Below are 14,541 nucleotides of genomic sequence, written 5' to 3'. Positions count from 1 at the left end.
TGGCGCTCCCGCCCCCTCCGCTGTTCACACCGGCTGGCGGTAGCGCTGGCCCTTGAAGCGCAGCACCAGCTCGTGCGGGCGGATCTGTTCCAGCACCAGCTCCGCGCCCAGCTTGGCGCCTTCGTGCAGCACCTCGCCGTTGACGATCAGGAAGCGGCTGGCCGGGTCGTCGGAGTAGACCGAGCCGCTGATGGCCAGCTTGGGCAGCTCGCGGCGCAGGCTCTCTGGCAGTTCGGAGACCAGCGGGACGCGCGTGTCGGCTGCGGCCGGTTGTGGCGCTGGGGCTGGCGGGGCCGCGGTCAGGGCAGGTGAGGGCGCCTGGGGGGCTTCGGGAACCGTGGCGGTGCGCGGCTTGACGGGTACGGGGGTCACGACCGGGGCGGGTGCAGGCGTGGGCAGGTAGATCGACGACGCGGCGGGCGCCGGCACGCTGACGACCGGCTGTGCAGCCGGTGGGGCGGTGGGCGCCGGCACCGGAACGGGCGCGGCCGAAATCACTGGCGCTTCGACCGGCGCGGCGACTTGCGGTGCCGGTGCTGGCGCCGACACCGGTGCGGCCGGTTCGCGCTGGGTCCACCAGCTGCCGGCGCCCACGCCGGCCAGCAGCAGCAGGCCGCCGCCGGCCCAGGGCAGCCAGCGCCGTGAACTCATGGCGGGCACCGGCTCGCTGCCGGGCAGCGGCTGGGTGTGCAGGCCCGGCACCTGGCCGCGCTCGCGTTCGCGGTCGGCTTCGGCCCGGCGCAGGGCATCGAGGATGTAGGACATGGCGGTGCTTCTAGCGTGCAGCGTCCAGGCGCGGCTCGGCCACGCCGGACGCCCGGTTGATCTGCATCAGGGTGATGGGGCCGACACGGCCGTCCGGCTGCAGGCCCTGGCTGGCCTGGAAGGCCTGGACCTGGCGCGTCATATCGGCCCAGCTGGGTGGCGGCGCACTGGCGCTGCTGGCAGGCGCCGCCGCGCTGGCGGCCAGGCCGGGCACCAGCGACAGCTGGGTGGCCAGCCAGTCGCGCAGCGGGCCGATGTTGTCGGCCCGGTTGGCATAGCCCGGCGGCACGCGCCAGAAGGTGGTGAACTCGCCGCGCCAGGCGCCGGCCAGCTCGGCCAGCGCGATGCGGCGCGGCGCGCCGTCCACCCACAGCGTGGCCTGCTGGCCGTCCAGCCCGACCAGCGCTGCGAGCGCGGGCGGCTGGCCATTGCGCTGCAGCGTCAGCAGCACCGGCCGGTCGATCAGCCGGATCAGCGACAGGCTGCCGCTGGCGCTGCGATAGCACTGCAGGCCTTGCTGCGCGGCGACGCTGCAGGGCTCTGCCTGGCTGGCCAGCGGCAGGCCCCAGCGCTGGGCCAGCGCCTGCCAGGCCGCGCCGTCCTGCGGCGTCCAGTCGGCAAGGTGCAGGGGCGTGGCTGCCGTTGGACTGCTGGCGGCCGATGCAGCCTGCGAAGCGGCGCTGGCCGCGACGAGTGCACCCGAAGCGGCGCGTGTGGCAGATGCGGAAGGCGCGACGCCGCTGGCCGGCCGGGCGCTGCTGACCGCCAGCGCCGTGCCGCTGCGCGTGCCTTGCTGCTGCAGCCACCAGGTCAGCCCGGCACCGGCCACGGCCGCCGCCAGCACTGCCAGTCCCATGCCCAGCGGCGACGGGCCGCGCCTGGTGGGTGGCGGCGCGAGCTGCGCGTCGAACACTTCGGCCGCGGCCTGACGCACGATGGTGGGCGTGATCTGCGCCTGGCCGCCGGCATAGCCGCCCAGCAGCGCGCGGTCGCACAGCAGGTTGATGCGGCGCGGCACGCCGCGCGTGAGCTGGTGGATCAGCCGCAGCGCGCTGCGGTCGAATGGCAGCGCGCCGGTGAGGCCGGCCACCGTCAGCCGGTGGCGGATGTACTGCGCCGTCTCGGCCTCGGATAGGGCGCCGAGGTGGAACCGGGCAATGACACGTTGCGCCAGCTGTTCCAGCTCTGGCCGGGCCAGGATGCCGCGCAGCTCGGGCTGGCCGATCAGCACCACCTGCAGCAGCTTGCGCTCGCTGGTCTCCAGGTTGGTCAAGAGGCGCAGCTGCTCCAGCACGTCGGCCGAGAGGTTCTGTGCCTCGTCGATGATCAGCACGTTGTTCCGGCCGGCCGCGTGCTGGGCCAGCAGGAAGGCGTTCAGCGGGTCGACATAGTCCTTCACCGTCTTCGCGCCGGGCGGCACCGGCACATGGAACTCGTCGCAGATGGCCTGCAGCAGCTCGGTGACCGTGAGCTTGGGGTTGAAGATGTAGGCGACGTTGCAGCTGGGCGGGATCTGCTCCAGGAAGCAGCGGCAGACCGTTGTCTTGCCGGCGCCGATCTCGCCGGTCAGCAGCACGAAGCCGCCACCGCCGCCCAGTCCGTACAGCAAATGGGCCAGCGCCTCGCGGTGGCGCTCGCTCATGAAGAGGTAATGCGGGTCCGGTGCGATCGAGAACGGCGCTTGTTTCAAGCCGAAGAAGGGCGCGTACATGGGGCGGCAGGATAACTGCCCCGGCGCCCCGCCCGGGATCGGCTCAACTGCCGGCGCTGGCCAGCCACTCGCCGCGGGTCCACGTGTGGCTGCGGTCCACGCTGCCGTCCGCCCCCAGGTCCACGCCCACGGTGACGCTGCCGCCACCCACGCTGACCTCCAGCCGGTTCCTGTCACTCAGGTCCACCGTGAGCGTGCCGCTGACCGGGTTGCCGCTGGCGTCGTAGCTCACGGCGCCCTGCGTGGCCAGATGCAGCGAGAAGGCATGCAGCAGGCCGGTGGCCGAGAGGTCGGCCACGCTGGTGCTGCTGCTGGTGCTCAGCGTGCCGGCGAGCCAGGTGGCGTCGCGCTGGCCCTGGGCGTTGGCCAGGGTGTAGCTCACATCGCGGCCGTTGCGCTGGCTGCGGAGCGCGAGGCTGGCGGCCTGCCAGCTGCTGCTGGTCTGCCAGGTGCCCGCCGGGTCGCCGCTCTGGCTGCGGGCGATGGTTTCGCTGCCGGTGAGCGTGAGCGTGCCGGCGGGCAGCGCCGCGACCAGGCCGTCGGTGCCGGTGGACAGCGTGAGGGCGAGGCTGCTGGCGCTGGCCTGGTTGACCGTCAGCGTGGCGCTGCCGGTGAGTGCGGCCGCGCCTGCGCTGCCGCTGCACTGGCTGAAGTTCATGGCGTAGACCTCGCCGGTGTCCAGCTGGCCATTGAGCAGCAGCACGTTGCTGGCGCCGCTGAGCGTGAGCTGCACGCTGCCGCCGCCTGCACAGGCATGGCTGCCGGTGAGGTCCGTTGGCTTGGCCGAGAGCGTGCCGCTGCGGGCCGAGGCGGCGCTGAGCTGGCTGGTGTCGACCGCCAGCGCGGCGTTCACGGCCAGGTCGGCCGTGGCGGCGGCGTCTTCGGTCAGCGTGCTGGCGTCGGCACTGGTGCTTTGTGCGGTGGCGGCATCGGGGCCGCTGCTGTCGGATGAGCTGTCACCGCCCCCACCGCCGCAGGCGGCGAGGCTCAGCGCCAGGCCCACGGCCAGGCTCAGTTTCAGAACGGGAAGACGGTGGGGCGTTTCAGGCATCGGAGACTCCATGGGACAGGGATTTGGCAAGGGTTGGACAAAGGCATTCGGGGTTGCGCGCGGGCTTGCTGGCCGGCAAGGCCGGTGCGGGTGGCCCGAAGACCACTCGCAGCCTGGCGCGCCAGTCGGGGGTGGCGCGCAATGCGCGGGCGATCGCCAGCCAGCCTTGCAGCGCAATGCGCAGCGGGTTGTAGGTGGTGACCGGGTGCACCAGGCCGTAGCGCGGCGGCAGCTCGTCCCGCTCGGCGACAAAGCTGCCGAACAATCGGTCGAACACGATCAGCACGCCGCCGTAGTTGCAGTCCAGGTATTCAGGGTTGCAGCCGTGGTGCACCCGGTGATGCGAGGGCGTGTTGAAGATCCACTCCAGCGGGCCCAGCTTGGGGATCCAGGTGGCATGCAGCCAGAACTGGTAGAGCAGGTTCAGCGTGACCGTGGCCAGCACGGCCACCGGCGAAAAGCCCAGCCACACCAGCGGCAGGAAGAACAGCACGGTGCCTGTCAGCTTGCCGGTCCAGCCCAGGCGCAGCGCGGTGGCCAGCGTCAGCTGGTTGGGCGAGTGGTGCACCTGGTGCGTGGCCCAGAACCAGTTCACGCGGTGGGCCGCGCGGTGGTAGCCGTAGTAGGCGAGCTCCTGGCCGAGGAACAGCGCGGCGAACTGCCAGGGCGTGGCCAGCGTCAGCGTGTCCAGCCGGTGGGCATGGGTCCACAGCAGCAGTGGTGCGGTGAGGGCGGTGCCCAGCAGGTCCACGAGCCGCCGGCCGACCATGTCGCCCAGCGTCGTGCCGAAGGCGCGCCAGTCGTAGGGCTGGCCGCGCCATTGCAGGATCAAGCCTTCGAGCAGCGCGGCGCCCAGCACGCCGCCGGTCAGCAGCCCGATCAGCCAGGGTGGCAGGTGCAGTTGCGATGACAGCGGGTTCATGGCCTGCATTGAATGCCGCCGCGGCCCGCGCCTGCGCCACGCCACGCGACGACTCATGACAGCGCTGCAACATTCGCCGGCCCGCCGTGCCCGGCCCCTACACTGGTTGCCAGCTCTGCTCAACCCGTCGCGCCATGAATCCCTCCAGCACTCAGGCCCTGGTCCTGATCGTCGACGACGATGCCGAACTGGCCGGCATGGTCGGCGAGCTGCTGGGCCGCGAGGGTTGGCAGGTGCACAGCGTGCTGACGGGTGGCGACGGCCTGCGCGCCATCGAGCGCCTGCACCCCGAGCTGGTGCTGCTGGACGTGATGCTGCCGGATGCCAACGGCTACGAGCTGTGCCGCCAGTGGCGTGGCCGCTGGCCGGCGCTGGGCCTGCTGATGCTGACCGCGCGCGGCACGCCGATCGACCGTGTGCTGGGCCTGGAGATCGGTGCCGACGACTACCTGGCCAAGCCTTTCGAGCCGCGTGAACTGGTGGCCCGCGTGCGGGCGCTGTTGCGCCGCAGCCGGGGCGGCCCGCGGGACACGCCGGTGCTGCGCTTTCCTGGCCTGCTGATCGACCTGATGCAGCGCGAGGTGAGGCTCACGGCCGCGGACCAGGAACAGGTGCTGCCGCTGACCAGCGTTGAGTTCAAGCTGCTGCTGGCGCTGGCGCGCAGCCCCGGCCAGCCGCGCAACCGCGACCAGCTCAGCGACGAGGTGCAGGCCGGCAGCTACCGGCCGCAGGACCGCACGGTGGACGTGCAGGTGGCCAGGCTGCGGCGCAAGCTGCGCGAGGCCAGCCCTGGTACCGAATGGATAGACACGGTGCGCGGCGAAGGCTATGTCTTCGTGCCGCGCAAGCCCGGTGGCTGAGCCGCAGCCGCAGCCGCGGCCGGGCTGGCGCGGGCGATGGGCCTCGCGCAGCATGTTCGCCCAGGTCCTGGCCGCGCAAGTCTTCAGCGTGGCGGGTGTGGTGCTGCTGCTGGGCGTGCTGTTCTACCTCGATCGCAACCTGACGCTGGCGCGTCTGATTGCCGAGCGCTGGGCGCCAGCGCTGCAGCAGGCAGCAGGCAGCGCGCCCGCGGCGGCAAGCCAGAGCCTGCCGCAAGTCCTGCAGAGTGCGGCGCTGCCCGCTCACGCCGACCTGCTGCCCGGCCGGGCACCGCGCATGGCCGAGCTGCGCGAGCGGCTGCAGGGCAAGGGCGTGACGGTCACGCAGCTGGCCATGGTGCGCGGCGAGCCGCAAACGCTGTGGCTGAAGGTGCGCGGCCCCGCCGGCACCCGCTGGCTGGGCATTCGCGAGCCGCTGGTCGAACCCTACCTGCCGCTGCGGGTGGCGCTGGCCCTGGCGCTGGGCCTGCTGCTGGTGCTGGCCGTCAGTGCCTGGCAGGCCTGGCGGCTGGCCCGGCCGCTGGAAGTGCTGCGCCAGCGCATGGCCGCGCACCGCCCCGGCGACATGCAGGCTGCGGCGCCCGAGCGCAGTGCGGCCGGCACCGGCAGCAGCGAGATCGCCGCCATTGGCGCGGCCTGGCAGCAGACCCAGGCCAGGCTGAGCCTGCACGAGCGCGAACGGGCGCTGATGCTGGCCGGCATCTCGCACGACCTGCGCAGCCCGCTGACCCGCATCCGGCTGGCCGCTGCGCTGCTGCCGGACGGGCCCGGCGTGGCCGAGCGGCGCAGCAGCATCGAGCGCAATGTCGCGGCCATGGACCGCCTGCTGCAAGGCTTCCTCGACCATGCTCAAGCGGCCGACTTGGCGCTGGACCAGCCGGTCGAGCTGGTCGAACTGCTGCAGCGCTTGGCGCGCCAGGCGCTGGACGCGGCCTTGGCGGAAGACACTGCGGCACCGCCCGACGGCCAGCCCTTGTTGCGCACCGAGCTGCCCGGGCAGCTGCTGCTGCCGGCGGCCCACCCCTGGCTGCTGGAGCGGCTGGTGGCCAACCTGCTGGACAACGCGCGTCAGCATGGTCGCCCGCCCTGGGTGCTGCGTGCCGAGCTGCGGCAGCAGGAGGTGGTGATCGAAGTGCAGGACGCCGGTCCCGGCATTGCCGTGCAGGACCGCGAGGCCGTGCTGCAGGCCTTCTACCGCGGCGATGTCAGCCGCGGCCGGCCCGGCAGCGGCTTGGGCCTGGCCGTGGTGCGCGACGGCGTGGCCAGGCTGGGCGGGCGCATCGAGTTTGCGCATGACGCGCCGAGGCGCCACGTGGTGCGCTTGTGCCTGCCGCTGGCGCGCGGGCCTCATGAACTCATCTGAATCGGTCGCTTCTGCGGGGGCGGGTGCTGCGGTACGGTGAAGCGTTTTTCACCAGGAAGTTCTGCCACCGATGTCTGCTCGCCCATACCCGCTGCCGCAACCTTCCGAAGCGTCTTCCCCGCAAGCCTTTGGCCGGCGACGGGTGCTGCAAGCCGCAGCCCTTGGCGCACTGGCCGCCAGCGCCTGGCCCGTGCTGGCCGACGACACGAAGCTGCTGCGCGTCGGCTTCCAGAAGGGCGGTGGCCTGCTCGGCCTGCTGAAGGCCCAGGGCCGACTGGAAAAGCGCTTCGGTCCGTTGGGCTGGACCATCAGCTGGCACGAGTTCCCAGCCGGGCCGCAGTTGCTGGAGGCGCTGAACGCTGGCAGCGTGGACGTGGGCTACACCGGCGCGCCGCCGCCGATCTTCGCGCAGGCAGCCGAAAAGGACCTGGTCTACATCGGTGCTGAGCCAGGCGGGCCCAGCACCGAATCCATCGTCGTGCTGCCCGCCTCGACGCTGCGCGGCGTGGCCGAGCTCAAGGGCAAGCGCGTGGCGGTGCAGAAGGGCTCCAGTTCCCACTACCTGCTGCTGGCCGCACTGCGCAAGGCCGGCTTGGAATTCACCGAGATCCAGCCGGTCTACCTGGCGCCGGCCGACGCACGGGCTGCGTTCGAGTCCGGCCGGGTCGATGCCTGGGCGATCTGGGACCCGTACCTGGCGGCCGTGCAGGCCACGCTGAAGGTGCGCGTGCTGGCCGACTATGGCCAGCTGCTGCGGCCCAACGCCTTTTATGAAGCCTCGCGCCGCTTCGTCAGCCAGTATCCGAACGAGACCGGGCTGCTGCTGGACGAACTGGCGGCGCTGGGCGCCTGGGCCACTGCCAACCCGGCGCTGGTGGCCGAGCAGCTGGCTCCGCTGGTGGGCCTGCCGGTGGAGGTGGTGCTGGTCTGGCAGCAGCGTAGCCGCTACGGCGTGCAGCCCATGGACCCGGCCACCGTCGCCACCCAGCAGAAGGTGGCCGACCTGTTCTTCGAGCACAAGCTGATCCCGAAGAAGATCGACGTGGCCGCGGCTGTTTGGCGCTGGCCGAAGGCCTAGGAGGCTGAGCGGCTGAGTCCTTTCGCTGCCACGGCCCTTTCCCACACCGGGTTTCGGGTCGGCCCTGAATCTGCTGCAATCGCGCGGTCGGTGGCAGATGCCGCCGGGGGTCGAAGCGGAAGGTGGGTGCGATGAAGCGTGGTCTGGCGAAAGTCTGGATGGGCATGTGCCTGGCACTGGCCGCGGCTGGCGAGCCTGCGTGGGCCGAAACCGCGCAGCCAATGGCGGTGCCGCCAGTGGCCGCGTTGCCGGTCCAGATCGCACCCACTGGTGACTACGAAACCCGCGACCTGGACTGGTTCGACGCCACGCGCGACCGCGCAGTGCCGGCGCGGCTGTACCTGCCCAAGGCCGAGGCTGGCGCAGCGCCGGTGCCGCTGCTGGTCTTCTCGCACGGCCTGGGCGGCACGCGTCAGGGCTACAGCTACCTGGGCCGTTACCTGGCTGCGCATGGCGTGGCCAGCCTGCATGTGCAGCATGTGGGCAGCGACGGCAGCATCTGGACCGGCAACCTGATGCTGCTGGCCTTCCGCATGCAGAGCGCGGCGATGGAGCGGGAAGCCATGGCGCGGGTGCAGGACCTGCATTTCGCGCTGGACCAAGCCTTGGCCGCGCCGGAATGGGCCGGCCGGCTGGATGCGAACAAGGTGGTCGTCGCCGGCCATTCGTATGGTGCCAACACCGCCATGCTGGCGGCCGGCGCGCAGATCTGGCGCGATGGCAAACAACTGCCGTTGCGGGACGCACGGTTCAAGGCCGCGCTGCTGCTGTCTTCACCGCCGTTTTATGGCGAGGGCAGCCCCGTGGGCATCGTCGGCAAGATGGATGTGCCGGCGCTGCACATCACCACCGCAGAAGACGAAATCAAGGTGCCTGGCTATCACAGTCCGCCCAGCGACCGCATTGCGGTGTTTGAAGCCATGGGCAGCGAGCACAAGGCGCTGGCGGTGTTCGAGCAGGGCTCGCACGGCATCTTCACGGACCGCATCGTCGCGGGCGGCGAAGCGTTGAACCAGCAGGTCAAACAGGCCACGCAGGAACTGGCGCTGGATTTTGTGCAGCAGGTCTTCGGGCTGCAGCCAGTGGCGCTGGCCAGCTGGCACGAGCGCTACAAGTCCTTGCTGGCGCGTTTCGAATTGCGCTGATGCGCTCAGGCTTCGGCGGAGGGTTCCGGCGCCGCTTCTTCGAGCTGGCTGGCAAACCACGGCAGGGCCGATTCGTAACCCAGGTCGAGTTCACTGTTGTCCGGCGCCATGAAGGGCGCGCTGCGGGCGGACAGCCAACGGCTGATCATGCTGGTGGGGGCAGAAATTCTCATTTGGCGTTCCGAGCGGTCCATGAGGCGTCTCCGGAGGTATGTTCGAGTTGATGGTGTCACTTTAAGAAAAACCTCGCTGGCCGCGCATCAGATCATCCCCATGCCGCGTGTAGGAATTCGCCCACACGCCACGCTTTGCAGCATTTTGGTAACAGTTTTCCCCTGGGGAGAATACCGATCTGACCATCTTTGGCCGGGCTCCGGCATCGCTCTTTTGGGGGATGTGAAGATTCTTCGCAACACCTGCCCAGTACTCGGGTAACTGCCCGCAGTGCAAACCCTCGCTGAAGGTTTTGCTGTCATCACTTGGTCACGAAAGCCGGTTGCGGCACATTTTGATTCATACTCGGCGGCGGAATATCTTTGATACTTTTGTGCTTGACGGGGTTTCGCCAAAGCTGCCGGGCATTTCCCGGGATATTCAGGCTGGCCGGATCCCGCATCGGTTGATCCGAACTCGGCAGCGCCGCCGGCGCCGCGGCGCTGCACCGGCGTCTGCTAGCGTGTAGGCCCCGCGCGCTGTCGCGGGGCCTCTCATCATTGCCTTGAGTTCTCACGCCCGCATGCGTTTTCTTCACGCCGCCGACCTTCACATTGACAGCCCCTTGCGCGGCCTGGGCCGTTTTGACGGCGCGCCGCTGGACCGCCTGCGCGGCGCTACGCGGCGCGCGCTGGTGCGGCTGGTGGACCTGGCGCTGGACGAGCAGGTCGCCTTCGTGCTGATCGCCGGTGACCTGTACGACCGCGACTGGCAGGACTTCCACACAGGCTTGTTCGTGCGCGAGCAGATGGTGCGGCTGCAGCGCGCCGGCATCCGCGTCTTCATCGTGCTTGGCAACCACGACGCGCGTGGCGTGATCAGCCGCGAAGTGCCGTGGCCGGACAACGTCAAGGTCTTCTCCAGCCGCAGCGCCGAGACGCTGCGCATCGACAGCGACGATCTGCAGGTGGCCCTGCACGGCCACAGTTTCCCCAACCGCGAGGTGCCGGAAGACCTGGTGCCGGGCTACCCGGCCGCCGTGCCGGGCTTCTTCAACATCGGCCTGCTGCACACCAGCCTGGTCGGTGCCGAGGGGCACGACACCTACGCCCCGACCACGTTGGCCACGCTGAAGACCAAGGGCTACGACTACTGGGCGTTGGGCCATGTGCACGCGCGCCAGGTCGTCAACGAGGACCATCCGCGCGTGGTCTTTCCCGGCAACCTGCAGGGCCGGCATGCCCGCGAGACGGGACCCAAAGGCTGCGAGCTGGTCGAAGTGCAGGGCGGCCAGCTCAGCGCGCGCTTCGTGCCGCTGGATGTTGTGCGCTGGCACCGCGTGATGGTGGACCTGTCGGGTGCGAGCACCGTGGACGAAGTGCCCGGCCGGGTGGTGCGCGCGCTGCAAGCCGCGGTTGCGGCCGATGCCGATCTGGCCAGCGACGCCTTGCATGCGCTGCGTGTCAGCCTGCAGGGCGAAACCGTGCTGCAGGCGCACGAAGCACGGCAACCCGGCGCGCTGGCCGCGCTGGTGCAGGCCGCGGCGCAGGACGTGATGGGCGCCGAGCTGTGGATCGAGAAAGTGCAGCTGCAGCTGCGCTCGCCGCTGGACCGCCAGCGCCTGGCCGAAGGTGGCGACGCATTGGCCGAGCTGGTGCGCGGCGTGGACACGCTGGCAGCCGACGGCCAGGCGCTGGCCGCGCTGTGCCAGGCCACGCTGGCCGACGTGCTGGACAAGCTGCCTGCCGAGCTGACGGCCGCGCTGGCTGTCGAAGAGGCGCAAGGTGCCGCGCCGGACGACGTGCCGCGTCTGCTGGACGCTGCCAGCCTGCAAGCCTTGCTGCGCGACGCCGAGGCCACTTTGCTGGCCCGCCTCGGTGCCGCGGAGGCCCGGCCATGAAGCTGCGCACGCTGTTCCTGAACGCCTTCGGCCCGTTCACCGCCACCACGCTGGACTTCTCCGGCCCGGCTTCGCTGCATTTGCTGTACGGGCCCAACGAGGCCGGCAAGTCGTCCGCGCTGCGCGCGATGGGCGACCTGCGCTACGGCATTCCAAGGCTGAGCACCGATGACTTCGTGCATGCCCACCGAGACATGCAACTGGCCGGCGCTTTCGAGGACTCGGCCGGGCAGGTGCACACGCTGGCCCGCCGCAAAGGCCTGAAGGACACGCTGACGCCGGCCGACCCCGCCACGGGCGCAGCGCTGCCAGTGGCGCCGCTCTCGGCAGCGCTGCAGCAGGCGCTGACCGGCAGCGTCTCGCGGGAGGTTTTCGAGACCATGCACGGGCTGGACTCGGCCCGCTTGCGCAAGGGAGGCGAACAGCTGATCCAGGGCAAGGGCGAACTCGGCGCGGCCTTGTTCGAAGCCAGCACCGGCACGGCCGGCATCCAGGCGCTGCTGGCCACCTTGCAGGCCGATGCCAAGCAGTTTTTCAGCCCTCGCAGCCAGACGGCCCAGCTCAACGAGGCCACGCGCCAGCTCGACGATGCGCGGCGTCGCTACAAGGATGCGTTGACCAAACCCGATCAATGGAAGGCCTTGAAGCGCGCCCATGACGAGGCCGGCCAGCAACTGGCCCAGGTGCGGCAGCAACTCGCGCAAGCGCGCCACCGCCAGGCCGAGTTGGCCGAGCTGCGCGCGGTGGCACCGCTGCTACGCGAACTGGACGCGGCCCAGGCCACATGGGATGTGGTCGCTGAACACCGAGCGCTGCCCGAGACCGCCCGCGAACAGCGCCTGGCCGCTGCGCAGCAGCAGGCGCAGGCCAGCGCCGCGCTGGATGAAGCCGAGGAAACACTGGCCGCGCACCAGCAGGCGCTGGACGCACTGGCGCTGGCGCCTGCGCTGCTGGCGCAGGCCGCCAGCGTGGACCGGCTGGATGCCGACTGGGGGGCAGTGCGCCGCGAACGTGCCCAGCGGGTGCAACTGGCCGCGGTGGCCGAAGGTGAAGCCGCGCAGCTGGCGCTGCAGGCCAGCCGCCTGCTCGCGCCGCAGCCCTTCGACGGTGCGCTGGACGCCTTCTTCTCCCGCCTGCCTTCGGCCGCCGACCAGGCCTTCTGGCAACAGGCGCTGGACGACGCACAGGCGGCGGCCGTCGAGCTGCAGCAGCTGCGCCGCCAACGCGACCAGGCTGCAGAGCGCCTGGCGCTGCTGCAGCAGGCCGACGATCCCCTGCCCGCCGCCGCCCCTCGACAGGCCCTGGCTGCCGCGCTGCAGCGCGCGCTGGCGCTGGGCGACACCGACAACCGTGCCATGGCGCTGACGCAGGCGGCCGAGGCGGCGCAGCGGGCGCTGCAGCGCGCATTGGCCGAACTGGACTTGCCCGATGCCGCGTCGCTGCTCGCCAGCCGCCCGCTGCCTGGCACCGAGGTCGACGCGGCCGAAGCCGAAAGCCAGGCGTTGCGCGACCAGCTCGCGGTGAACAAGGCCACGCAGGAGCGCGTGCAGGCCGACCTGGCCGTGCAGCAGCGCCGCCTGCGCGGCCTGGCCGCGGCCGGCGAGCTCGTCACTGCGGAGACGCTGCGCCAGGCCCGCGCGGCCCGCGAGGCCGATTGGCTGGCGGTGCGCAATGCCTTCATTGACGTCGCGGAAACCCGGCCCGCGGACCCCGCCGGCCTGCCCGCGCAGTTCGAGCGCAGCCAGGCCGACGCCGACCGCCAGGCCGACCTGCTGCGCGCCGGCGCCCAGCGCGCCGCCGAGGCGGCAGAGTGCGAATCGCGCATTGCCGAGATGGGCGAAGCGCTGGCGCAGCAGGCGCGCCTGGCGGGCGAGCTTGGCGAACGCCAGGCCCGGTGCAGCAGCCGCTGGGCCGAGCGCCTGGCCGCGCTGGCGCTGCCAGGCCTGGCACCGGCCGCGCTGCGCGAGTGGCTGGGCCAGCGCGGCGCCGCGCTGGACGCACACGAGCGCTGGCTGGCCGCGCAGCAGCAGGCCAGTGCGTTTGCGCAGCAGGTCGAACTGGCCAGCGCCGCGTTGGCGCAAGCCCTGGCCGCCATCGAACCGGACCATGCGCCAGCCACCGCTTTGCCCGCGCTGCTCGCCCAGGCTGGCGCTTGCCAGCAGGCGCTGCAGGTGCGCCAGACGGCAGCCGAGCATCGCCAGCAGGCGGTCACCGCGCTGCAGGCCGAGTTGCAGCGCGCCCAGGCGGCCGAAGCCGGCTGGGCCGAGCGCCAAGCCCGCGCGCAGCTCGTGCTGGACGCCGCGACCCGTAGGCTGCACCTGCCGGATGGCGCGCCGCCTGCCGCGGTGCACGCCCGCCTGGCCGAGCTGCGCGACTGGGCGCTGCAATACCAGCGCCACCAGGATCACCAGGCCCAGCTGCGCCAGGGCGAGGCCACCGAGGCTGCCGTGCGGGCGCAGTTGACGGCGCTGGGCGAAGCGTTGGAAGAACCGGCCAGCGACACCCGCGGTGATGCACTCGACAGCTGGTGGGACGGCCTGAATCGCCGGTTGGACGAAGCACGCAGTGCCGCGCGCAGCCAGGCCACGCTGCTGCAGCAGAAGGAAACCGAAAGCCGCCGCAAGGCGCGCGCCGAGCAGGCGCTGGAAGCCGCGTTGTCGCAGCTGGCTCAGCTGCTGGCCCAGGCCGGCGTGGCCACCGAAGCCGAGCTGCCGGACGCTGAAGCGCGCGCCATGCAGCGCCGCGAAGCCGAGGCTCGCCTGATGAGCCTGCAAGCCCAGCTCGCCCGTGCCAGCCAGCGCGACGCGGCCACGCTGCGCCTGGCGCTGGCCGATGGCGACGCGGTGGCGCTGGACGTGGAACGCGAGGAACTGGCTGCGACCATCGAACGGCAGGAAGCCGCCGAGGCCACGGCCATCAACACCGAACACGCCGCCCGCACCGCGCTGGCCGCGGTCGACACCTCGGACGAAGCCGCCCGGGCCCGCGAGGAGATGGAAGCAGCGCTGGCCCGCTACCGTGCCGGTGTGCGGCCGTGGGCGCAGCTGAAGCTGGCCGAGGCGCTGCTGGCCGATGCCTTGCGGCGCCACCGCGAGAAGGCCCAGGGCCCGGTCGTCAAGCTGGCGGGCGACTATCTGCGGCTGATGACCGGCGGCCGCTTCACGCGGCTGCAGGTCGACGCCGAAGCCGAGCCGCCCGCGCTGCGCCTGCAGCCCGAAGGCGGCCAGCCGATCGCCGTGACCGGCTTGAGCGAAGGCACCGCCGACCAGCTCTACCTCGCGCTGCGCCTGGCCGCACTGGAACTCCAGCGCACGCCCGAGCGCCAGATGCCGCTGGTGCTGGACGACGTGCTGATGACGGCAGACGACCAGCGTGCCGCCTGCATGCTGCAGGCACTGGCGCGTTTCGCCGCCGGTGGCCAGGTGCTGGTCTTCACCCACCACCGCCACCTGCTGGAGATTGCCGCCCAGGCCTTGCCGGCCGGCAGCTTCAAGGTCCACCAGCTGCTGCCGGCGTTCGCGCAAGGCTGAAGCTGCGGCGCTCGCCGGGACCGTTTCCATCCTCGTTCCGGTCTC

11 protein-coding genes are annotated in these 14,541 nt (G+C 71.4%); 6 read left to right on the top strand and 5 right to left on the bottom strand.

The features are described 5' to 3' along the window. Window positions 1–24 precede the first annotated feature (24 nt). The 4 genes from LRH25_RS26095 to LRH25_RS26080 are packed head-to-tail and all read right to left on the bottom strand — an operon-like array spanning window position 25 to window position 4,449. Window positions 25–765, bottom strand: a complete 741-nt coding sequence (locus tag LRH25_RS26095) for a general secretion pathway protein GspB (protein ID WP_231012828.1) — start codon at window positions 763–765, stop codon at window positions 25–27. Between the two features lie 10 nt (window positions 766–775). Beyond that, window positions 776–2,476, bottom strand: a complete 1,701-nt coding sequence (locus tag LRH25_RS26090) for an ExeA family protein (RefSeq protein ID WP_231012827.1) — start codon at window positions 2,474–2,476, stop codon at window positions 776–778. A gap of 43 nt (window positions 2,477–2,519) precedes the next feature. Further along, window positions 2,520–3,527: a hypothetical protein gene (locus LRH25_RS26085; protein WP_231012826.1), complete on the bottom strand. Its 1,008-nt coding sequence runs from the start codon at window positions 3,525–3,527 to the stop codon at window positions 2,520–2,522. Continuing rightward, window positions 3,520–4,449, bottom strand: a complete 930-nt coding sequence (locus LRH25_RS26080; protein ID WP_231012825.1) for a sterol desaturase family protein — start codon at window positions 4,447–4,449, stop codon at window positions 3,520–3,522. Before LRH25_RS26080 ends, LRH25_RS26085 begins: the two co-directional genes overlap by 8 nt. Window positions 4,450–4,583: 134 nt before the next feature. Between LRH25_RS26080 and LRH25_RS26075 the strand changes: the two genes are divergently transcribed. From LRH25_RS26075 to LRH25_RS26060, 4 genes are all read left to right on the top strand, one after another. After that, window positions 4,584–5,309: a response regulator transcription factor gene (locus tag LRH25_RS26075; RefSeq protein ID WP_231012824.1), complete on the top strand. Its 726-nt coding sequence runs from the start codon at window positions 4,584–4,586 to the stop codon at window positions 5,307–5,309. A gap of 52 nt (window positions 5,310–5,361) precedes the next feature. Next, entirely contained in the window at window positions 5,362–6,690 is a 1,329-nt protein-coding gene (locus tag LRH25_RS26070) for a sensor histidine kinase (RefSeq protein ID WP_231012823.1), read from the top strand. Window positions 6,691–6,760: 70 nt separating this feature from the next. After that, on the top strand, window positions 6,761–7,768 hold the full coding sequence (locus LRH25_RS26065; protein WP_141290089.1) for an aliphatic sulfonate ABC transporter substrate-binding protein: 1,008 nt from the start codon (window positions 6,761–6,763) through the stop codon (window positions 7,766–7,768). Between the two features lie 131 nt (window positions 7,769–7,899). Then, window positions 7,900–8,913: an alpha/beta hydrolase family protein gene (locus LRH25_RS26060; RefSeq protein WP_141290088.1), complete on the top strand. Its 1,014-nt coding sequence runs from the start codon at window positions 7,900–7,902 to the stop codon at window positions 8,911–8,913. 5 nt (window positions 8,914–8,918) lie between these two features. Here the strand turns inward: LRH25_RS26060 and LRH25_RS26055 are convergent, their stop codons facing one another. Beyond that, window positions 8,919–9,107 carry a hypothetical protein gene (locus tag LRH25_RS26055; protein WP_141290087.1) on the bottom strand — a complete coding sequence of 63 codons (189 nt, stop codon included), beginning with the start codon at window positions 9,105–9,107 and terminating at the stop codon, window positions 8,919–8,921. A 542-nt stretch (window positions 9,108–9,649) separates the two neighbouring features. On the opposite strand from LRH25_RS26055, the gene LRH25_RS26050 reads away from it, so the two are divergent. Both LRH25_RS26050 and LRH25_RS26045 read left to right on the top strand, forming a co-directional pair. Further along, the gene (locus tag LRH25_RS26050) at window positions 9,650–10,966 is read left to right on the top strand and encodes a DNA repair exonuclease (protein ID WP_231012822.1); all 1,317 of its coding nucleotides are present in this window, start codon (window positions 9,650–9,652) and stop codon (window positions 10,964–10,966) included. Further along, window positions 10,963–14,496, top strand: a complete 3,534-nt coding sequence (locus LRH25_RS26045; RefSeq protein ID WP_231012821.1) for an AAA family ATPase — start codon at window positions 10,963–10,965, stop codon at window positions 14,494–14,496. The genes LRH25_RS26050 and LRH25_RS26045 overlap by 4 nt, the downstream gene beginning before the upstream one ends. The last annotated feature ends 45 nt before the right edge of the window (window positions 14,497–14,541 follow it).

It is taken from the genome of Ideonella azotifigens, from assembly GCF_021043325.1.
Lineage (GTDB): Bacteria > Pseudomonadota > Gammaproteobacteria > Burkholderiales > Burkholderiaceae_C > Ideonella > Ideonella azotifigens.
Note: the sequence above shows the minus strand (reverse complement) of the source record. Positions and strands in the feature narration are given on the sequence as shown.